Annotated in this window: 22 protein-coding genes; 10 read left to right on the forward strand and 12 right to left on the reverse strand. The window is 70.6% G+C overall.

What is annotated here, in order from left to right:
• Positions 1-3: 3 nt before the first annotated feature.
• On the reverse strand, positions 4-780 hold the full coding sequence (locus QWJ38_RS04565) for an IclR family transcriptional regulator (RefSeq protein ID WP_290357851.1): 777 nt from the start codon (positions 778-780) through the stop codon (positions 4-6).
• Positions 781-851: 71 nt separating this feature from the next.
• Between QWJ38_RS04565 and QWJ38_RS04570 the strand changes: the two genes are divergently transcribed.
• From QWJ38_RS04570 to QWJ38_RS04590, 5 genes are read left to right on the forward strand one after another with little or no spacing between them, the layout of a single operon-like run.
• Positions 852-1685: an SDR family oxidoreductase gene (locus QWJ38_RS04570; protein WP_290357852.1), complete on the forward strand. Its 834-nt coding sequence runs from the start codon at positions 852-854 to the stop codon at positions 1683-1685.
• Positions 1686-1690: 5 nt separating this feature from the next.
• Positions 1691-3004: a flavin-containing monooxygenase gene (locus QWJ38_RS04575; RefSeq protein ID WP_290357853.1), complete on the forward strand. Its 1314-nt coding sequence runs from the start codon at positions 1691-1693 to the stop codon at positions 3002-3004.
• Entirely contained in the window at positions 3001-3924 is a 924-nt protein-coding gene (locus QWJ38_RS04580) for a bile acid:sodium symporter family protein (protein WP_290357854.1), read from the forward strand. The genes QWJ38_RS04575 and QWJ38_RS04580 overlap by 4 nt, the downstream gene beginning before the upstream one ends.
• Positions 3921-4895: an SDR family oxidoreductase gene (locus QWJ38_RS04585; RefSeq protein ID WP_290357855.1), complete on the forward strand. Its 975-nt coding sequence runs from the start codon at positions 3921-3923 to the stop codon at positions 4893-4895. The genes QWJ38_RS04580 and QWJ38_RS04585 overlap by 4 nt, the downstream gene beginning before the upstream one ends.
• Before the next feature lie 14 nt (positions 4896-4909).
• Positions 4910-5800 (forward strand): EamA family transporter, encoded by an 891-nt coding sequence (locus QWJ38_RS04590; protein ID WP_290357856.1) that lies wholly within the window; start codon positions 4910-4912, stop codon positions 5798-5800.
• A gap of 109 nt (positions 5801-5909) precedes the next feature.
• Here the strand turns inward: QWJ38_RS04590 and QWJ38_RS04595 are convergent, their stop codons facing one another.
• The 6 genes from QWJ38_RS04595 to QWJ38_RS04620 form a co-directional block, all read right to left on the reverse strand.
• Complete coding sequence (locus QWJ38_RS04595; RefSeq protein ID WP_290357857.1) at positions 5910-6332, reverse strand: hypothetical protein; 423 nt, start codon at positions 6330-6332, stop codon at positions 5910-5912.
• Entirely contained in the window at positions 6329-7510 is a 1182-nt protein-coding gene (locus tag QWJ38_RS04600) for an FIST signal transduction protein (RefSeq protein ID WP_290357858.1), read from the reverse strand. Before QWJ38_RS04600 ends, QWJ38_RS04595 begins: the two co-directional genes overlap by 4 nt.
• Positions 7511-7523: 13 nt before the next feature.
• Positions 7524-8243: a PhaM family polyhydroxyalkanoate granule multifunctional regulatory protein gene (locus QWJ38_RS04605; protein ID WP_290357859.1), complete on the reverse strand. Its 720-nt coding sequence runs from the start codon at positions 8241-8243 to the stop codon at positions 7524-7526.
• Between the two features lie 21 nt (positions 8244-8264).
• Entirely contained in the window at positions 8265-8939 is a 675-nt protein-coding gene (locus QWJ38_RS04610; protein WP_290357860.1) for a MarC family protein, read from the reverse strand.
• 67 nt (positions 8940-9006) lie between these two features.
• The gene (locus QWJ38_RS04615) at positions 9007-9942 is read right to left on the reverse strand and encodes a TraB/GumN family protein (protein WP_290357861.1); all 936 of its coding nucleotides are present in this window, start codon (positions 9940-9942) and stop codon (positions 9007-9009) included.
• Complete coding sequence (locus tag QWJ38_RS04620) at positions 9939-10445, reverse strand: retropepsin-like aspartic protease family protein (RefSeq protein WP_290357862.1); 507 nt, start codon at positions 10443-10445, stop codon at positions 9939-9941. The genes QWJ38_RS04615 and QWJ38_RS04620 overlap by 4 nt, the downstream gene beginning before the upstream one ends.
• Before the next feature lie 32 nt (positions 10446-10477).
• Here QWJ38_RS04620 and QWJ38_RS04625 point away from each other — a divergent pair, with 32 nt between their 5' ends.
• Complete coding sequence (locus tag QWJ38_RS04625) at positions 10478-10897, forward strand: VOC family protein (protein ID WP_290357863.1); 420 nt, start codon at positions 10478-10480, stop codon at positions 10895-10897.
• Positions 10898-11039: 142 nt separating this feature from the next.
• Here QWJ38_RS04625 and QWJ38_RS04630 read toward each other — a convergent pair whose 3' ends face one another.
• The 3 genes from QWJ38_RS04630 to QWJ38_RS04640 all read right to left on the reverse strand — a co-directional run bounded on the left by QWJ38_RS04630 (position 11040) and on the right by QWJ38_RS04640 (position 14930).
• A complete protein-coding gene (locus QWJ38_RS04630; protein WP_290357864.1) occupies positions 11040-13340 on the reverse strand; it encodes an ATP-binding protein in 2301 nt (766 codons plus the stop codon).
• Between the two features lie 140 nt (positions 13341-13480).
• On the reverse strand, positions 13481-13774 hold the full coding sequence (locus QWJ38_RS04635; protein ID WP_290357865.1) for a BTH_I0359 family protein: 294 nt from the start codon (positions 13772-13774) through the stop codon (positions 13481-13483).
• 172 nt (positions 13775-13946) lie between these two features.
• The gene (locus QWJ38_RS04640; RefSeq protein WP_290357866.1) at positions 13947-14930 is read right to left on the reverse strand and encodes a DUF3108 domain-containing protein; all 984 of its coding nucleotides are present in this window, start codon (positions 14928-14930) and stop codon (positions 13947-13949) included.
• Between the two features lie 48 nt (positions 14931-14978).
• Between QWJ38_RS04640 and QWJ38_RS04645 the strand changes: the two genes are divergently transcribed.
• The 4 genes from QWJ38_RS04645 to QWJ38_RS04660 all read left to right on the forward strand — a co-directional run bounded on the left by QWJ38_RS04645 (position 14979) and on the right by QWJ38_RS04660 (position 18536).
• Complete coding sequence (locus QWJ38_RS04645; protein WP_290357867.1) at positions 14979-15974, forward strand: fumarylacetoacetate hydrolase family protein; 996 nt, start codon at positions 14979-14981, stop codon at positions 15972-15974.
• A gap of 1 nt (position 15975) precedes the next feature.
• Positions 15976-16923 carry a nucleoside hydrolase gene (locus QWJ38_RS04650; protein WP_290357868.1) on the forward strand — a complete coding sequence of 316 codons (948 nt, stop codon included), beginning with the start codon at positions 15976-15978 and terminating at the stop codon, positions 16921-16923.
• Positions 16924-16934: 11 nt separating this feature from the next.
• Positions 16935-17609 (forward strand): DUF4197 domain-containing protein, encoded by a 675-nt coding sequence (locus QWJ38_RS04655; RefSeq protein WP_290357869.1) that lies wholly within the window; start codon positions 16935-16937, stop codon positions 17607-17609.
• 69 nt (positions 17610-17678) lie between these two features.
• Positions 17679-18536 carry a ProQ/FINO family protein gene (locus QWJ38_RS04660; RefSeq protein ID WP_290357870.1) on the forward strand — a complete coding sequence of 286 codons (858 nt, stop codon included), beginning with the start codon at positions 17679-17681 and terminating at the stop codon, positions 18534-18536.
• 6 nt (positions 18537-18542) lie between these two features.
• On the opposite strand, the gene QWJ38_RS04665 is transcribed toward QWJ38_RS04660, so the two are convergent.
• Together QWJ38_RS04665 and QWJ38_RS04670 are read right to left on the reverse strand one after the other, a co-directional pair.
• Entirely contained in the window at positions 18543-19382 is an 840-nt protein-coding gene (locus QWJ38_RS04665; protein ID WP_290357871.1) for a prohibitin family protein, read from the reverse strand.
• A gap of 93 nt (positions 19383-19475) precedes the next feature.
• Positions 19476-19871, reverse strand: coding sequence for a rhodanese-like domain-containing protein (locus QWJ38_RS04670; protein WP_290357872.1), 396 nt, complete (start codon positions 19869-19871; stop codon positions 19476-19478).
• Between the last annotated feature and the right edge of the window lie 6 nt (positions 19872-19877).

The raw sequence follows: 19877 nt of genomic DNA on the forward strand, positions 1-19877 counted from the left end.
CGCTTACAGGCTGCGTGCCAACGCCGCCGCCGCCTCGCGCAGGCGCGGCACCAGGCCCAGCGCCTGCGCCAGCGGCAGGCGTGCGGCCGGCGCCTGCAGCGCGACCGCGCAGCGCACCGGCTGCTGCTCGCCGGCACCGGGCTCGCGCACCGGCACGGCCACGCAGTTCAGGCCCTCGACGAATTCCTGGTCGTCGACCGCATAGCCCTCGCGGCGTATGCGCTCCAGCTCGGTCTCCAGCGCGGCGGCGCTGGCCAGCGTGGTCGCCGTATGCCGGCTCAGCGTCAGGCCTTGCAGCAGCTGCCGGCGCTGGCGCGCCGGCATGAAGGCCAGGAACAGCTTGCCGCTGGCCGAGGCGTGCAGCGGCACGCGGGTGCCGGCACGCAATTCCATGCGCAGCGGAAAGGCCGCCTCCACCCGGTCGAGATAGATCACGTCGGCGCCGGACAGGGCGGTCAGATTGCAGCTCTCGCCGATGTCGTTGACCAGGCTGCGCAGCACCGCATGGCGCACGCCCTGCTGCGCGCTGCCGGCCAGCATCGCCTCGGCCATGCGCAGTGCGCGGCCGCCCAGCGCATAGCGGCGGCCGTCCGGCTCGCGCTGCAGCAGGCCGGCGCTTTCCAGCTGCTGCAACATGCGGTGCAGGGTGGGCTTGGGCCAGGCGATCTCCGGCCGCGCCTGCAGCTCGGCCAGGCTTTGCGGGCGGCCGAGGCCGGCCATCAGCTCCAGCAGTTCGAGCAGGCGCAGTCCGGGCGTGGTGGAATCGGGATCGGCGGGCATGAATCTCGAAATACGAGACGAACAAACGAAAGAAATCGAGATGATTGTCGCCGCCGATTAAGCTGACCGCAATGAAAACCATGTTTGCCAACGCCGTCATCACCGGCGCCTGCGGCGGCTTCGGCCAGGCGCTGGCGCGGCGGCTGCTGGACCAGGGCGCGGCCGTCGCGCTGCTAGGGCTGAACCGCAGCGCGCTGGACGAGTTGCAGCGCCTGGCGCCCGGGCGCACGACCGTCTACACGCCCGATGTCAGCGACACGGCGGCGATGCAGGCCTGCGCGGCCGACTGGATCGCGCGCCAGGGCGCGCCCGATCTGGTGATCGCCAATGCCGGCGTGGCCGGCGGCTATCGCACCGAAGAGGCGGCCGATCTCGCTTTCTTCCGCCGCGCGCTGGAGATCAATCTGCTGGGTGTGGCGAGCACCTTCCAGCCCTTTCTGGCGCCGATGCTGGCGGCGCGCCGGGCCGAGCCGCAGCGCCGCCGTGCGCTGGTCGGCGTGGCCAGCCTGGCCGGCTGGCGCGGCATGCCGGGCAATGGCGCCTACTGCGCCAGCAAGGCCGGGCTGATCGCCTATCTGCAGAGCCTGCGCGCCGATTTGCGCGACAGCGGCCTGCAAGTCAGCACCGTCAGCCCCGGCTATCTGCGCACCGCGATGACGGCCGGCAACCGCTTCGCGATGCCGGGCCTGATGGCGCCGGAGGTGGCGGCCGCAACCCTGCTGGCGCGCGTGGCCCGCGGCGCCGAGCAGGTGGTGCTGCCGCGGCGGGTCGGCTGGCTGGCGCGGGCACTGGCGCTGCTGCCGGCGCCGATGCACGACCGCATCCTGCTGGGCCAGCCACGCAAGCCGCGGCCCGGCGAACCGGGCGCCACGCCGGTGCCGGGACTTGACGAAGCAAAGCATTGATGACGATGAGCACGACGATCGCGAGCGAAGAACAATACGCGCTGATCGGCGCCGGGCCCTCGGGCCTGGCCGCCGCGCGCAATCTGCAGAAGGAGGGCCTGGCCTTCCAGGGCTTCGAGGCCTATGCCGATGTCGGTGGGCTGTGGAATATCGGCAACCCGCGCAGCACGGTTTACGAATCGGCGCATCTGATCTCGAGCAAGCGCACGACCGAGTTCGCCGAGTTCCCGATGGGCGAGGAGGTGGCCGACTACCCGAGCCATCGCGAGCTGAACGACTACTTCGGCCGTTTCGCCGACCACTTCGATCTGCGCCGGCATTTCCTCTTCAATGCGCGGGTGCTGCGGATCGAGCCGCTGGGCGAGGGCACCAGCCCCTTGTGGCGTGTCCGCTGGCGCGACGCCGAGGGCCGCGAGCGCGAGGCGATCTACAAGGGCGTGATCATCGCCAACGGCACCCTGGCCGAGCCGAGCATGCCGCGCTTCAAGGGCCGCTTCGAGGGCGAGCTGCTGCACACCAGCCAGTACAAGAGCGCGCGCCAGTTCTCGGAGAAGCGCGTGCTGATCATCGGTGCCGGCAACTCGGGCTGCGACATCGCCGTCGATGCGGTCCATTACGCGAAGAGCGTGGACATCTCGGTGCGGCGCGGCTACTACTTCGTGCCCAAGTATGTGTTCGGCAAGCCGGCCGACACGATAGGCGGCAAGATCCGATTGCCGGCCTGGCTGAAGCAGAAGATCGACTCGACCGTGCTGCAATGGTTCACCGGCGATCCGGTGCGCTTCGGCTTCCCCAAGCCGGACTACAAGATGTACGAGTCGCACCCGGTGGTGAACTCGCTGATCCTGCACCACCTGGGTCATGGCGACATCCAGGTCAAGCCGGACATCGAGCGCTTCGAGGGCTCGACGGTCGTCTTCAAGGACGGCCGCCGCCAGGACTACGACCTGGTGCTGGCCGCCACCGGCTACAAGCTGCATTACCCCTTCATCGCGCCCGAGCTGCTGAACTGGCAGGGCATGGCGCCGCAGCTCTACCTGAACATCTTCGCGCCGCTGTTCGACAACCTGGCGGTGATGGGCATGATCGAGGCCAGCGGCATCGGCTGGCAGGGCCGCTACGAGCAGGGCGAGCTGATCGCGCGCGTGTTCAAGGCGCAGGGCACGGCCAAGGCGACCGAGTTCGCCAAGGCCAAGGCGGGCCCGCCGCCCGATCTGAGCGGCGGCTACAAGTACCTGAAGCTCGAGCGCATGGCCTACTACGTCCACAAGGACAGCTATCGCGGCGCCGTGCGCGCGGCGGCGAAGGCGCTGGCATGAACGTCGACGAGGTCCGCCTCAACTTCAACCCGGCCTCGCTGCAGGCGCTGAACGCGGTGCTGGCCTTCCTGATGTTCGGCATCGCGCTGGACACGCGCATCGCCGATTTCAAACGCGTGCTGAAGATGCCGCTGGCGATGGGCGCCGGCATCGCCGCGCAGTTCCTGCTGCTGCCGGCGCTGACCTTCGTGCTGACGCTGGTCCTCAAGCCCTCGCCCAGCATCGCGCTGGGCATGATCCTGGTCGCCTGCTGCCCGCCCGGCAATATCTCCAACATCATCACGCACCGCGCCGGCGGCAATGTCGCGCTGTCGGTGTCGATGACGGCAATCTCGAACGCGCTGGCCATCGTGCTGATGCCGCTGAACCTGGCCTTCTGGGGCAGCCTGCATCCGACGGCCGCGCCGCTGCTGAAGACGATCGCCCTGGACCCGCTGGAGATGGGCCTGCACATCGTCATCATCATCGGCCTTCCTTTCGTGCTTGGCATCGCCTTCGCGCGTCGCTGGCCGGCATTGACCGAGCGCATCAAGAAGCCGGCGCGCACGCTGAGCTTTGTCTGCCTGGTCGTCTTCATCGTCGCCGCGATCGCCGGCAACTGGCGCTACTTCATCGACTATGTCGGCCTGGTGCTGCTGGCCGTCGTGCTGCACGACGGCCTGGCCTATGGCCTGGGCTATTTCACCGCCAAGGCGGTGGGGCTGAAGGAATACGACCGCCGCGCGGTCTCGGTCGAGGTCGGCATCCGCAATGCGGGCCTGGGCCTGGTGCTGATCTTCGGCTTCTTCGGCGGCCTGGGCGGCATGGCGGTCGTCGCCGGCGTCTGGGGCTTCTGGGACATCATTGCCGGCATGGCCCTGGCCGGCTGGTGGGCGCGACGGCCGGCCGCGCGCACGCGCTTCGAGGGCGTCGGCGAATGAGCAGAATTCTGATCACCGGCGCCGATGGCTTTCTCGGCCGCAGCCTGGTGGCCGCGCTGGCGGGTAGCGGCGAGTGCGAGCTGCTGCTCGCGCAGGACGTGCGCGAGGTGCCGGCCGAGCGGCGGCTGCAAGGCGTCGTCTACGAGCGGCAGGACGTGCGCGCGGCCGATCTGGTCGAGACGCTGCGCCGGCACCGGATCGACACCGTCGTCCACCTGGCCTCCATCGTCACCCCGGGCCGCGGCTCCAGCCGCGAGTTCGAGTATTCGGTCGACGTGCTGGGCACGCAGAACCTGCTGCAGGCCTGCGTCGCGACCGGTGTCCGGCACCTGCTGGTCAGCAGCAGCGGCGCCGCCTATGGCTATCACGCGGACAACCCGGACTGGCTGGTCGAGACCGATCCGCTGCGCGGCAACGAGGTCTTCGCCTATTCGCACCACAAGCGCCTGGTCGAGGAGACGCTGGCGCTGTACCGCCAGGTGCAGCCGCAGCTGAAGCAGACCATCTTTCGCATCGGCACCATCCTGGGCGAGACGGTGGACAACCAGATCACCGCGCTGTTCGAGAAAAGCAAGCTGATTGCCATCCGCGGCAGCGACAGCCCCTTTGTCTTCGTCTGGGACCGCGACGTGACCGGCGCCTTCCTGCACGCGCTGCGCAGCGGCCCGGAGCGGGGGCAGGGCATCTTCAATCTGGCCGGCGACGGCGCCCTGACGATGGACGAGATCGCCGCGCTGCTGGGCAAGCGGACGACGAGGTTCCCGGCTGGCCTGCTGACGGCGCTGCTGTGGCTGGGCTCGCGGCTGGGCATCAGCCGCTACGGGCCCGAGCAGCTGGACTTCCTGCGCTACCGGCCGGTGCTGCTGAACCGGCGGCTGAAGCAGGAACTCGGCTATGTGCCGTCCAAGACCAGCCGCGAGGCCTTGCTCGCCTTCATCGCCGCGCGCGCCGCTGCCGGGCGGCCCTTGTGAGCGCGGCGCCGGCGATGAGCCGCGGCGACGCCTTGCGCCTGGCCGCGGTGATCCTGATCTGGGGCCTGAACTTCGTCGTGATGAAGCTGGGGCTGCAGGGCCTCTCGCCCTTCGTGATGGGGGGCCTGCGCTTTTGCGTCGCCGCGCTGCCACTGCTGCTGGTCCGGCCGCCGCGCCTGCCCTGGCGCTATCTGCTGGCCTACGGCCTGGCCCAGGGCCTGGGCCAGTTCGGCCTGCTCTTCATGGGCCTGCAGCTGGGCATGACGGCCGGCATGGCCTCGGTCGTCATGCAGACCCAGGCCTTCTTCACCCTGCTGCTGGCGATGCCGCTGCTGCACGAGCGCACGCGGCCGGCGCAATGGCTGGGCCTGACGGTCGCGCTGGCCGGCCTGATCGCCATCGCCAGCGCGCATGGCCAGGGGCCGGGGCAGATGAGCTTGATCGGCTTCGTGCTGACCCTGGGCGCGGCGCTGATGTGGGCGGTCTCCAATCTGGTCGGGCGCCTGGCCGCGCGGGTGGCCGATTACGAACCCTTCAACTTCATCGTCTGGACCAGCCTGGTGCCCATCGGGCCCTTTTTCGCGCTGGCGTTATGGCAGCAGGGCGCCGGCGAAGTGGGCGCGCAGATCCTGCAGATCGATGCGCGCGGCGCGGCCGCGGTGCTTTATCTGGGCCTGCTGGCGACCCTGCTGGCCTACAGCCTCTGGACGCGGCTGCTGAAACGCCACCCGGCCGGCCGCGTCGTGCCCTGGTCGCTGCTGGTGCCGGTGGTCGGCCTGTGGGCGGCGGCCGCTGCCTTCGGCGAGCGGCCGCTGCCGCTGCAATGGCTGGGCACGGCCGCCGTGCTGGCCGGCCTGCTGATCAACCAGGCCGGCGCCTGGTTCGCGCGCCGGCTCAGAGCCTAGGCATCCACCACAGTTCCTTGCGCTGCACCGGCGTGGCCGGCGGCAGCAGCGGATTGCGCAGGCGCAGGATGCGGCGCTGGCCCGGATCGGAGCGCTCCAGCACCGCGGCCTAATGCTGGCGAACAGGCGCTCGAAGCTGCCGTCGGCCTGCATGCGTTCCAGTCCCAGGCGCAGGTCCTCGGCCAGGCGCGGCCGTGTCGGCGTGACGAAGAAGTACAGCGCCGCCGGGTACTGCAGCAGCAGATTCCGGATTGGTCATGGTCCAGAACAGATCGATTGGCGGCTCGGGCCGCGCCAGCTCGATCAGCGCGCGGCTCTGCACCATCAAGCTCTCCGACTGCCGCGTGCGGTAGCGCCGGCCGCTGCGCGCCAGCGCCGCATGCATCAGCATCAGCGCCTGGATATAGCCGCTGCGTGCGTCCTGCAGCGATTCGTGGCGCGGATAGACGACGCTGTCGGCTTCGCCGGCGGCCGCGCCCGCCAGGCCGGCGAAACCCAGGCCTCCGCCGATCAGCGCGCGGCGCCCGATCATGAGGCGGCGGTCGCCGCCAGGAAGACGCTCAGCACGCCGGTATAGCCATGCAGGCTGGCATGGGCGATCTCGCCGCCGGCAAAGAAGCCGACCAGGGGGACGGCACCCAGCCCGTGCTGCACCCATTGCAGCTCGGCCGAGGGGTGGCCGAAATGCGGGCCGCCGCGTCCGGCGCAGCTGACGAAGATGGCGCCGGCAATGGTCTGGCCGGCGTCCTCGGCCTCGCCGCGCAGCTCGGTGCAGATGCGCAGCAGATCGCGCCGCGCCGCCTCCGGATTGCGTTCGCAGAAGCTCAGGCGCTGGCCCGGCTGCAGGCGCTCGGCGACCGCGATGCCGCGCCGGCTCGGGTCGACGCCGATCAGATGCCGCACGCGCACCTGCTCGCCGTAGTCGCGCGCCGACGTTCCTGCCGATTCCGCGCCCTCCGCATGCAGGCCGACCAGGGTGCGGCGCAGGCGCGGCACCGCCTCGCGCAGGCCCTGCTCGGCCGCCGCCGTGCCGACCGGCAGGGCCAGGTCTTGCAGCAGGCAATCCAGCGCCGGCCGGTCGTCCAGCCCGGTCAGCAGCGGCCCCTCGCAGGCGCTGACCCGGCGCAACGGGCCCAGCGCCCGGCAGCCCTGGCTGACGCGCGAGAGCAGGCGCCAGTCCGCGGGGTCGCCGGCAAAGGCGGCGCCGGACAGGCCGCCGCGCCAGATACCGTCGGCCAGGTGCACGCTGTCGGCGCGCCCCGAGGCGAGGCCGCCGAACAGATAGCCGCTGCCGGTCTGGCCGGCCAGCTCCTGCAGCAGCTCCTGCAGATCGGGCGTGCCGGCATCGGCATGGACCTGGGCCAGTTCGGCGCCCCAGCCGCCCAGCGGCCGCGCGCCGGAGAAGAGCCGGAACTGCTCGCGCGGCAATTCGGCCAGCATCAGCGCCAGCGCCGGTTCGTCGAAGTACTCGACGCCGCCGGCGCAGATCCCGACGCCGCTGGCGCCCAGCCAGGCGACGCCGGGCCAGCGCTGGCGCACCTCGGCCAGCAGCGCCTCGGCCTGCGGCAGATAGGCCTCGGTGAAATAGAGCCAGCCCAGGGTCGGCTGCAGGCCGCTGTCGACGCGCTGCGCCTCGATCTGCACCGCCGCCAGCGCCAGCGCCAGATGGGCGTCCGGGTGGGTCGCGTGGGCGTGCGCGAAAGCCTTCATTGCTGGGGCCGGGCTAGCTCTTGCTGCCGCGCTTGCGCGGCGCGGCGCGCTTGGCCGCGGCCTTCGGTGCCAGGCCCTTGGCGGCCGTGCCGACCACATTGCCGGCCAGGGTGCCGGCGCCGCTGGCGGCCTTGCGCAAGGTGTCGCCGGCGGCGTCGAAGGACTGCTTGACCAGGGTGCCGGCCAGGTTCTTGGCCGCGTCGGTGGCCGTGTCCTTCATGGCATTGGTGGCCAGCTGGGTGAACTGCTGGCTCAGCGCCCCCCACCATTGCAGCGGGTCGATGGGCGGCGCGACCGGTGCCTCGGCCGTCTTGGCGGCGCCGGCCTTGCTGGCGCTCTGGGCCGCCGGCTTGGCCTTGACCGGCGGCTTGATCGCCGGCTCGGACCGGGCCGCCGACTGGGCCTCGGCGACGCCCGGCCAGGCGGCCGGATCGGGCGTGGCCACCTTGAGGCTGTCACGCAGCTCGGTCAGCGGCACATTCATCGTCTGCAGGGTCGACAAGGTCATCCGCTGCACCTCCAGCGCCTGGATCGTCGCGCCCAGCATGCGGGCGTTCTGCTCGAGCCAGAACTGCACGGTGCGCAACTCCTCGATGCGCTTGCTCAGCTCCTCCGGGTTCAGCGTCGGCGCCACCCATTGGCCGATGCCGGGCAGGGCGGCGCCGGCGTTCTTGACCAGGCCTTGCAGGAACTCGAAACCTGGGACGAATTTGCTGAAGCTGTTGTCGGCCATTGCGCGTCTCCTCGCTGTCGTTCAGGGGTTCAGATGGTTCAGTTCCGCCCAGCCGGTCCACATGATCTGGATGCCAATGCACAGTAGCACAAAGGCCATCATGCGCATCATCACCAGCGTGCCCACCTCGCCCAGGCGCATCATCAGCCGCCCGCCGTTGCGGTAGACCAGGTAGACGACCGCCGCGGTCAGCGCGGCGCCGAGCGCGGCGATGCCGGCGCCGGTCACGTACAGCAGCGGCGTGCGCGGCAGCTGCGCGCCCAGCGCGATCGCCGCCGCGATCGAGCCGGGGCCGGTAGTCAGCGGAAAGGTCAGCGGGAAGAAGCTGCGGCGCGCGATCTCGGTCTCGCTGAGGTCGGGGCTGGAGGCCTCGGCCACCGCGTCGGTGACCTCGTCGCTGTCATGGCCCTGCAGCAGGCGCCAGGCGCTGGAGGCGACCAGCAGGCCGCCGCCGACGCGCACGATGGGCAGCGAGATGCCGAACAGGTCCAGCACATAGGTGCCGATCAGCATCGAGCCGACGATCAGGAACCAGCAGTTGATCGCCACCTGGCGCGACAGCCGCTTCAGCACATGGTCCTTGCCGCGCGCCGCGTCCAGCACGATGGGCGCGGTGCCGAGCGGATTCATGATGGGCAGCAGGGTCAGCGGCACCAGCAGCAGCGATTGCAGGATGGAGGAAGGCTGGATTTCCATGCCGGGCGCTCGGGGCTTCGTGTCGATGCTGCAGTGTGCCGCATGCGCGGCCGCCGCTCACAGCTTCTCAGTGCGGCTTGACCCGCTCGACCTCGAAGCCGAGTTCGGCCAGCAGCCGCGGCAGCGCCTGCGGCCCGCTCATATGCAGCGCGCCGACCGCGACCAGCAGGCGCTGGCCGCCGCCATGCAGGGCGGCGATGCGCGCGGCCAGCGGCCCATTGCGATCGTCGTTGACGCGCTTCAGCCAGCGCCGGTCCTCCTCGTCGTGCACGCAGTCGCACCAGCGCGCATAGTCCTGCAGCTCGGCCAGGTCGCCGCGCGCCCAGGCCTCGGCCAGGCGCCGCATCGGCGCGCGCACCGCCTCGCGCTCCAGCTGCTCGAGACCGGCGGCAAGCGCGCGCCGCTGCTCGGCCGGGTCGGCCGGGATCAGCGCCCGCATCTGCTCGGCCGCGCTTTCCAGCGCGACGATGGGGCGGCCCTCGGCGCGCGCCAGCGCCAGCAGCACCGCCTCCTGGCCGAAGCCGGCGTCCAGCCCATCGTGGCGCGCCGCCAGCATGGTCAGCGCGCTCAGCTGCAGGATCGGATGCAGGGCGGCCAGCGCCTGCTCGGGCAGGCAGGCGGCACGCGCCTGCGCCGCCAGGCGCTGCTGCAGGGCCGGGCTCAGCGGCGCGGCGGGACGCGCAGCCTCTCTTAGCGCCTGGAGCGTGGCCGGGTCGCCGGCGTCCAGCTCGACCGCCAGCAGCTCGCTGCGGCGCCAGGCCTCGCGCAGGGCCGGCCCCGGCAGCGCCCAGGCCGGCCGGCCCAGGTGCAGGCTGCCGAACAGCCAGGACTCGTGGCCGTCGCGCCGCAGCCGCCACAGGAAGCCGTGGTCGACGGCCGTCGCCGCCAGCGTCTGCAACTCGGCCGCCGTCGGCGCCGCGACCGGCGGCGGGCAGTCGGCGCGCGCTGGCGCCGGGCCCACGAGCAGGGCCAGCGCCAGCCCCCAGGCGGCCAGGGCCTTCATGGCCGCGCCGCCTCGATGCGCAGCTCGCCGCCCTGCTGGGTGAACTGCAGCTTGGCCAGCACGTCCATGCCCAGCAGCGGCGCGCCCAGCTGCGGCAGCACGGTCAGGCGCAGCCGCTCGACCCCGACCCCGCCCTGCAGCGCCAGATCGCCGCGCGCCAGCCAGCCGCGGGCGACGCCGCCGGCCGTATGCGACAGCGAATCGCCCTCGGAGCGCAGGCCGGCGCGGCGCGCCAGCGCCTCCGGCACCGCGCTGCTGCTCGCGCCGGTGTCGACCAGGAAGTCGACCGCGATGCCGTTGAGCGTGCCGGGCCAGTGGAAATGCCCGTCGGGCCCGCGCTGCAGCACGATCTGACCCTGCGGGCTCAGGCTGAAGCGGCTTTGCAGGCGCTGGCGCTCCCAGGCCTGGAAGGCAAGAAAGACGGCCAGGCCGATCAGCAGCCAGACGGTGGCGATCTTCAGAGCGCCCGGCAGCTCCCGGTTCGCCTTGTTTGCATCATTCATGCCGCTACGATGCCACGAAAGAGGGTCCCGTCATGAGCGCAGCCAGCATCTTCCATCTCGCCTTCCACGTCCGCGACCTCGACGAGGCGCGTCGCTTCTATGGTCGGCTGCTCGGTTGCCGCGAGGGCCGCAGCACCGCCAGCTGGGTCGACTTCGACTTCTTCGGCCACCAGATTTCGCTGCACCTGGGCGAGCCCTTCGCGACCACGCGCAGCGGCAAGGTCGGCGACGCCCTGGTGCCGATGCCGCATCTGGGCGTGATCCTCGAGCTGCCGGCCTGGCAGGCGCTGGCGGCGCGGCTGGAGGCGGCCGGCACCGAGTTCGTCATGCCGCCACAATGCCGGTTCAGGGATCAGCCGGGCGAGCAGTGGACGATGTTCCTGCTCGATCCGAGCGGCAATCCGCTCGAGATCAAGGGTTTCAAGTCGCTGGCGACCGTCTTCAGTGCATGAACTGAGCCCCTCGTCCAAGGCGTACCTTGGCCGGTCCCCGAGGGACGGCGATGCTTGCCGGATCGACCGGCAAGCACACGCCCAAGGCGGGCCGGCTTGGGAGCGGCCCGGCGCTCGGCCCGCAAGGGAACACTGATATCAATCAGTGCCGGAAGCCAATCGAGCGTCTGGCCCGCACCTCGGGCTTGATGCGGTGCTCGGCCTCCAGCTGCAAGAGGAATTCATCCGGGCCCAGCGACTCGCCGAGAATCTCGACCTGCTGGCGCACGGCGGCGAAATCGCCCGGCGTCAGCTGGTCCAGCTCGGCCAGCCGGGCCGCCTGCGCGGCATCGGGCTCGGCGCCGGCCTCGCGCGCGAACATGGTGAGGCGCTGCTCGGCGCGCAGCGGCTTGAAGCGGATCTTGAAGGCGAAGCGGCGCAGCGCCGCCTCGTCCAGGTCTTCGAACAGATTGGTCGTGCAGATGAAGACGCCGGCAAAGCGCTCCATGCCGGCCAGCATCTCGTTGACCTCGGAGATCTCGTAATTGCGCTCGGCCATGCGGCGGCTGCGCAGAAAGCTGTCGGCCTCGTCCAGCAGCAGCACCGCGCCTTCGTTGGCGGCGCTCTCGAACATGCGGGCCATGTTCTGCTCGGTCTCGCCGACGAATTTGCTGGCCAGATCGCTGGCCTGGCGGATCATCAGCGGCCGGCCCAGCGCCTGCGCGATGTGCTCGGCCAGCGCCGTCTTGCCGCTGCCCGGCGGGCCGTAGAAGCAGAGATTGCCGACGCCGCGCTGGCGCAGGGCGGCGACGATGCGCGGGATCTCGAAGCGCGACTCGCAGTTCAGCAGGTCCAGCGTGTACTGGGTGACGACGGCGCGCGCGCCGCGCTCGTGCGCCAGATGGCCCAGCGCCTTGTCGGCATTGAGCAGCTGGCGCTCGATCAGGCGCTCGCATTCCTCCGGCCCGCCGGACTGGATCACCAGTTGCGAGAAGCGCACCGCGGTGCGGATCTGCGCCGGCGTCAGGCCGCGCCGTTCGGCCAGACGCGCGCTGAACTCGGGCGAGACCCGCACATCGGCCAGCGCCCGCGTCACCAGGCCCAGGCGGGCGCCCGGCGGCGGCGACTTCAGCTCCAGGTGGTACTGGAAGCGGCGGCGGAAGGCCGGGTCGATCTGCTCGATGCGGTTGGTGATCCAGATCACTGGTACCGGATTGGTCTCGAGGATCTGGTTGACCCAGGCCTTGCCGTTGACCGAGGAGCTGGCCGGCGCCTCCAGCGCCGAATCGAGCCGCGCGATCAGATGCGCGGTGTCGCTGGACAGCGGCGGGAACACGTCCTCGACCTCGTCGAACAGCAGCGCCACGTTCTCGCTGGCCTTCAGGAAGACCTGGCTGATCTGCAGCGAGCGGTAGCGGTCGCGGCCGGACAGCGAGTTGCCGTCGCGGTCGGCATACTCGACCTCGTAGAGATCGAGCTCGGCGGCCGCCGCGGCAACCTTGGCCAGCTCGGTCTTGCCGGTGCCCGGCGGGCCGTAGAGCAGCACGTTGACGCCGGCCTCGTGGCGCGACACCGCCTCGCGCAAGAGCGTGCACAGCACGCCCAGGTCCTCGGCGACGAACTGGAAGTCGGCGGTGCTCAGCGGGCTCTTGCTTGCCGGCCGGGTGAACACGGCCATCAGATCGTGCGGCCCCTGGTACTCGCGCATCAGCACCGGCGGCAGCTGATCGCTGACCTTCATCAGATCGGCCAGGTCGGTGATGTTGTGCTCGGAGATCAGGTTCTCGACCATGCCGATGCGCTCGAGCCGCGAGCCCGCGCGCAGGGCCTCGGCGACCTCCTGCTCGTTGACGCCGGCCACCGCGGCGATCGCCGCGAAGGCCTCCTGCGCCGTGTTGACCTTGAACTCGACCAGGGCGCCGCGCAGCTCGCGCTGGTAGCGCGCCAGCGTGCCGTAGAGCAGGATCGCGCGCTCGGCCGGGTTCAGCTGCAGCAGCGTGCCGAGGGCGGCGATGTTCTTCTCGACCAGGGTCGATTCGCGCTTGAGCTCGCGGTCCAGCCATTCGCTGGTGGTCGCCAGCAGGGCCAGCATGTCCTTGGGCGCGTCCTTCGCGTATTCGTCCAGATAGAAGAACAGCGTCGCCTCGGCAAAGGGGCCGTTCCAGACGCCATGGCGGGCGACGAAGGCGGCGTCGTCCAGCGCCTCGTGGCCGGCCCATAACTCGTTGCCCTGACAGCGCAGGGCCAGATAGGCACGCAGCCGCGCCAGCACGCGCAGCGGCCAGACCAGATGGCGGCCGGTGAAGGACAGCAGGCCGTTGAAGTCGCGACGCAGATTGAAGCGGCCGGCATGCTTGACGGTCAGGGTCAGCACGAACTGCGAGCACAGACGGTCCAGCACCGGTGCGTCCTTCAGACCCGGTGAGGGCAGCACTCTCGGCTCGGCAGCCAAACGCTTGACCATGGGCGACTCCTCGCGCCACTGCCTGCATGGCGCCGCCCGATCTTGTCGCAGCCGGGCGCGAGAAACAAGCCCTGCGCGGTGCAGGGTCTCGCGCCGCGCTGGCCGAAATGAAAAACGCCCCGGAGGGCGTTGCTGAGGGTTTAGTGCATCACCACCGGTTGGTGGCCCATGCGCGCATAGTGTTCGATGAAGTCGTCGAGGTCTTCCTCGGACGGGTCCTGTTCGATCAAGGCCTCGACGCCGTCCTGGAATTGCTGGGCCAAGGCGCCCTCGATGAAGATCTCCTTGCGCGCGAACTTGTCGACGATCTCGAAGCCGCCGCGGTGCAGCTGCAGCTCCGGGTTCGCCTTCAGCAGCTCGCCGGGACGCGGCTCGTCGACCTGAACTTCGAACTGGACGACGACGAAACTGCTGGAGTTGTAAAGCATGTGCATGAGGCTCGCTCCTTTCAGTTCCATCTGGGGGCGGGCGGTTTCGCTTCAAGTCCAGCGGCTTGTGCGCGGCACCGGCCCTGGACAAATAGTCTCAGAACGCCCCGCTGTTGGGGGCCTCCGCGGCGCCGATTTGTGGTGGAAGCGTCACAAGATCACGCGCCCGCCCCATCGCTCAGCGCTTGCCGTTATCCTCGATCAGTTGCAGCTCCCAGCCGGGCGCGCCCTCGAGGCCGCCGCTGGCCAGCAGGCGCACCGGCAAATGGCCGCGCGCCGGATCGAGCCAGAGCTCCAGCCCGCTTTCATAAGGCCCCAGCGGCGCGCGGCGCAGATGCAGGGTCGAGGCCAGCAGCTGCCGCGGCAGCGTCAGCGCCTCTTCGCCGACCACCTCGAACAGCTGTTCGCGCGCCTCGCCGCGCAGACCGACCACCGGCAGCCGGATCTCGCTGCCCGGTCCGAAGCGCTGCGGCGCGCCGGCGACCAGGGCCGCCAGCTGCAGCCAGCTGCTGAGCCGGTCCTGCACGCCGGCCGGCAGCGCGACCAGCTCGGCGCTGGCCGAGAAGCTGATCAGGCCCTCGTCGCGGCGGAAATTGGTCGCCTGCCGATCGCGCGGCAGGCCGTCGCGCCCGGGCCGCTGCAGGGCATAGCGCTGCGGGCTCAGGCCCTGCTGCGCATCGAGCGCGCCCTGGCTGCGCCAGCCGGGCAGCGCGCGGCCGTCCAGCTCGCGCTCCAGGCTCAGCACATAGGCGCCCCGCTCCAGCTGCGGCTGCCAGCTGAGTCGTGCCAGGCCTTGCCGACCCTGCTGGCTCAGCAGATAAAGCCACTCCAGCGGCGGGGCGATGGCCAGCGGCGGCGCGGGCGGGACAGGTTCGGCCGCCGGCGGCGGCGCGGTGGCTGCCGGCAGCCCGGGAGCCATGCGGGCGGCCGCGCGTCGAGGCGGCGACCGGGCGATCGCGACCGGCTCGGGGGGCAAGGCCGCTGCGGTCGATGGCAGCGGCATCGGCCGCGTCTGCAGCGCGACGCCGGCCGGCCGCGGCGACGGCTGCGGGATCGACCGCGGCCACAGCAGTGCCGCATGCAGCAGCAGGCTCAGGCCCAGCGCGGCGAGCCAGGCCAGCCCGCGGCGGGCGGGCGGGGCGGGAGGCGCGGCGCTGCTCATTGGACAATGCTGCCATTGCACAACGGGCTTTGCAGCCCTCAATCCACGATGAAACTCGCCACCTACCGGGACGGATCGCGCGACGGCCAATTGCTGGTCGTCTCGCGCGACCTGAGCCAGGCCCATTACGCCAACGGCATCGCGACGCGGCTGCAGCAGGTGCTGGACGACTGGGGCTTTCTGTCGCCGCAGCTGGAGGATCTCTACGTCCAGCTGAACCACGGCAAGTTGCGCCATGCCTTTGCCTTCGATCCCAAGCAATGCATGGCGCCGCTGCCGCGCGCCTATCAATGGGCCGACGGCTCGGCCTTCATCAACCATGTGGAGCTGGTGCGCAAGGCGCGCGGCGCCGAGGTGCCGGCCAGCTTCTACACCGACCCGCTGATGTACCAGGGCGGCAGCGACGACTTCCTCGGCCCCTGCGAGCCGGCCCGCTTCGTCAGCGAGGCGATGGGCATCGACTTCGAGGCCGAGATCGCCGTCGTCACCGGCGACGTCGCGATGGGCGCCGGCCCCGAGCAGGCGCTGGAGGGCGTGCGCCTGCTGATGCTGGCCAATGACTGGAGCCTGCGCCATCTGATCCCGGCCGAGCTGGCCAAGGGCTTCGGCTTCTTCCAGAGCAAGCCGGCCACGGCCTTCAGCCCGGTCGCGGTGACGCCGGACGAGCTGGGCGGCGCCTGGGTCGGCGGCCGCGTCGAGCTGGCGCTGCAATCGATGTGGAACGGCCGCAAGGTCGGGCAATGCGAGGCCGGGCCCGAGATGACCTTCCATTTCGGCCAGCTGATCGCCCATATCGCCAAGACGCGCCATGTGCGCGCCGGCTCCATCGTCGGCTCCGGCACCGTCTCGAACAAGGACTGGAAGAACGGCTACAGCTGCATCGCCGAGAAGCGCGCGATCGAGACCATCGAAGCGGGCGAAGCGAAGACCGAGTTCATGAAGTTCGGCGACACGATACGCATCGAGATGAAGGGCCGTGACGGGCAGAGCATCTTCGGCGCCATCGACCAGGACGTGGCGCCGCTGCACGAGCCGCAGGCCTGAGATGAGCCAGCCCATCATCATCGACACCGATCCCGGGCAGGACGATGCGATCGCCATCCTGCTGGCGCTGGCCAGCCCCGAGCTGGAGCTGCTGGGCATCACGACGGTGGCCGGCAATGTGCCGCTGGCGCTGACCAGCCGCAATGCGCGCATCGTGCTGGAGCTGGCGGACCGGCGCGATGTCCCGGTCTTTGCCGGTGCCGAGCGGCCGCTGCAGCGCCCCCTGGTGACGGCCGAGTTCGTCCACGGCAAGACCGGGCTCGATGGCGCCGATCTGCCCGAGCCGACGCTGGCGCTGACCGATGGCCATGCGGTCGACTTCATCGTCGACACGCTGATGCAGCGCGAGCCCGGCACGGTGACCCTGTGCCCGCTGGGCCCGCTGAGCAATATCGCGCTGGCCCTGCAGCGCGAGCCGCGGATTGCCGCGCGCATCAAGCAGATCGTGCTGATGGGCGGCGGCTGCTTCGAGGGCGGCAACATCACGCCGGCGGCCGAGTTCAATTTCTATGTCGATCCGCAGGCGGCCGATCTGGTCTTCCGCTCGGGCGTGCCCATCACGATGGCGCCGCTGGACGTCACGCACCAGGCGCTGACCACGCGCGCGCGCGTGGCGGCGATCCGGGCGCTGCGCACGCCGGTGGCCGAGGCGGTCGCGCTGTGGATGGAATTCTTCGAGCGCTTCGACGAGCAGAAGTACGGCCAGGAGGGCGGCCCGCTGCACGATCCCTGCGTGGTCGCCTGGCTGCTGCGGCCCGAGCTGTTCACGGGCCGGCGCTGCCATGTGGCGATCGAGACGCAGAGCGAGCTGACCATGGGCATGAGCGTGATCGACTGGTGGGGCGTGACCGGCAAGCCGGCCAATGCGCTGGTGCTGGGCGGCATCGATGCCGATGGTTTTTATGCGCTAATAGCCGAGCGCCTGGCGCGTTTGCGGAAGGACTTGTGATGCAGAAGAGCATGATCAAACGCAGGGATCTGGTGCTGGGCGGCGGCCTGCTGCTGGCGGGGCCGCTGGCGCGCGCCGCGGTCGGCGAGGCGGATGCGGTCTCCGGCATCCGCGTGGCGCTGGAGCGCGGCGCGGCGGCGGCCGTCGATCTGCTCGGCCGCCAGGACGGCTTTCTGGGCAATCCGGCCGTGCGCATCGAGCTGCCCGGCTATCTGAAGGATGGCGCCAAGCTGATGAAGGCGACCGGCCAGGGCAAGAAGATCGACGATCTGCTGCTGGCGATGAACCGCGCGGCGGAAGGCGCCGTGCCGGCCGCCAAGCCGCTGCTGGTGAATGCGATCAAGAACATGAGCGTCGAGGACGGCCTGCGCCTGCTGCAGGGCGGCGACGATGCGGCGACGCAGTTCTTCGCCGCCAAGACGCGCGCACCGCTGGCCGAGCAGTTCCTGCCCATCGTCACCCGGGCGACCGAGAAGGTCTCGCTGGCCGAGAAGTACAACGCGGTCGCCGGCAAGGCAGCCGGCTTCGGCCTGGTGAAGAAGGAAGACGCCAACATCCAGCAGTACGTGACCGGCAAGGCGCTGGACGGCCTGTTCCTGATGATCGCCGAGGAAGAAAAGAAGATCCGCAAGGACCCGGTCGGCACCGGCAGCGCGCTGCTGAAGAAGGTGTTCGGCGGCTTCTGAGCGTCCGGTGGACTCCGGTGGACAATACGTGCTGATTCTTTCTTTCGCGCCACCCCCGTGCGCACGCCCATGAACGAGACCCCGACCCCGGCCGGCGAGCCGGCACCGACGACGACTTCGCAGGACCCGGCTCCGCTGATCGAGAGCCCGGCCGACGCGCCGCAGGCCGCGGAAGAGGCGGCTGCGCCTGCCGCCGAGGCCGTTGAGGCCGCTGAGGCCGGCGAGGCCGGCGAGGCCGCTGCCACCGATGCCGCAGCCCCGGCCGAGATGTCGCCGGCCGCCGTCGCCGCCAAGCTGAAAGAGCTGTTCCCGGCGCTGTTCGGCGGCCCGGGCTTCAAGCCGCTGAAGCTGCGCGTGCAGGCCGATATCCAGCAGCGCGCGCCGGGCATCTTCAGCCGCGCCCAGCTCTCGGCCTTTCTGCGCCGCTACACCGGCAATACCGGCTACCTGATCGCACTGGGCAAGGCGACGCAGCGCTTCGATCTCGACGGCCAGGAGGCCGGCGAGCTCAGCGAGGAGCACCGCAACGCCGCCCGCGAGGAGCTGGCGCGCCGCAAGGGCCTGCAGCAGGAACGCATCCATGCCGAGCGCGAGCAGATGGCCCTGGCCCAGCAGCAGCGCCGCAATCGCGCGGGCCTGCTCTACGACTACGAGCGCACGACGCTGACCCTGGCCAACTTCTGCGTGCTGAAGGGCGTGACGCCCGAAGAGCTGCCGGGCCTCTTGGAGATCGCCAAGCAGGAGCGCGCCGAGCAGCCGCCGCGACCGGAGCCGCGCCGCGACGACCGCGGTGGCCGGCCCGGAAGCCGGCCGGAGGGTCGACCCGAGGGCCGCCCCAACCAGCGCCGCGACGCGCGGCCCGAGGGCAGGGACGGACCGCAGCAGCAACAGCGGCCGCCGCGCAAGCCGCAGCCGCCGCGCGGCTGATCGCTCTCAGTCGCCGCGGGACTTGGCCCCCGCGGCCGGCGACAGCTGGACGAAGGGCGTGCCGGCGCCGGTGTACTGCGGCAGCCGGCCGTCCCATTTGCGGATCGCTTCCGACTCGTTCTCCAGCTGCTTCAGCCGCAGCAGATCGGGCGTGATCTCGAGCCGCTTGGCCTTCAGCGCCTCGGCCTCGCCGCGCGCCTTGGCCAGCGCCTGTTCGGCCTCGACCTTGATGCGCTCCAGATCGCGCTCGGCCGTCAGCTTCTTCTGCTCGGCCTCGACCTTGGCCTCGATTGCCTTGTCGAAGACGGCCGAGAAGTCGTAGTTGACGGCGGCCAGCGAGTCGACGATGACGCCATGGCGTTTCAGCCGCTGCTCCAGCGCGTCGCGGATTTTGCCGCTGACCTCGGTGCGCTTGGTGACCAGTTCCTCGGCCGTGTACTGGGCGGTGATCGCCTTGGTCGACTCCTGGGCCGCCGGCTCGATCACGCGCGCGGCGACGGCATTCTGGTCGCCGATCGCCTGGTAGGTCTGGGCGACCAGCGCCGGCTCCAGCCGCCAGTTCAGCGCCGCCGAGACGGCCACCTGCTGCAGATCGCGCGAGGCGGCCACCCCCTTGCCCTCGCTCTTCTGCAGCCGCACGTCGATCATGTGCACGCTGTTGACCAGCGGGACGACGAAATGGATGCCCTCGTCCAGCGGCTGCGGATCGACCTTGCCGAAGGTCGTGATCACGCCGCGCGTGCCCGACTGCACGATGCGCACCGGGTTGATCAGGGACAGCAGCAGCAAGGCGCCGATCAGCAGGGCGACGACCTTCAGCAGCCAGGAAATGACACTCGAGTTCATAGCGTTCCTCAAGCGGTCAAGCCGACCGCGAACGCAGGCTAGCAGCGCCGCCGCCGGATGGACATGGCACCGAAGGGTGGTGCGGCGGGCGCGCTACATCTGTTCCCAGGGCAGGCCGTCGTGGCGCCAGCCGTTGAGCTTGCCGCGCTGGAAGTTCGCGTCCGTGTCGCCCTCGAAGCCGTGCAGCACATTGACGACATTGCGGAAGCCGGCCGCCTCCAGCGCCTCGCCGGCGGCCAGCGTGCGCGTGCCGGAGCGGCACAGCAGCACGACCGGCCGTTCGCTGTCGCCGCCGGCCTCGCGGCGGACCTGGGCCACGAAGCGCGGCACATCGGGCTGCATCTCCGGGTATTCGTACCAGGCCACATGGACGATGCCGGGCGGGTGGCCGACATAGAGGTACTCGAGCTCCATCCGCACGTCCACGAACAGAGCCTCCGGATGGGCCTGCAGATAGGCGTGGGTTTCCTTGGGGCTTAGGTGCTTCATCGATCG

Source organism: Roseateles violae, assembly GCF_030410485.1.
GTDB classification, from domain to species: domain Bacteria; phylum Pseudomonadota; class Gammaproteobacteria; order Burkholderiales; family Burkholderiaceae_C; genus Roseateles_D; species Roseateles_D violae.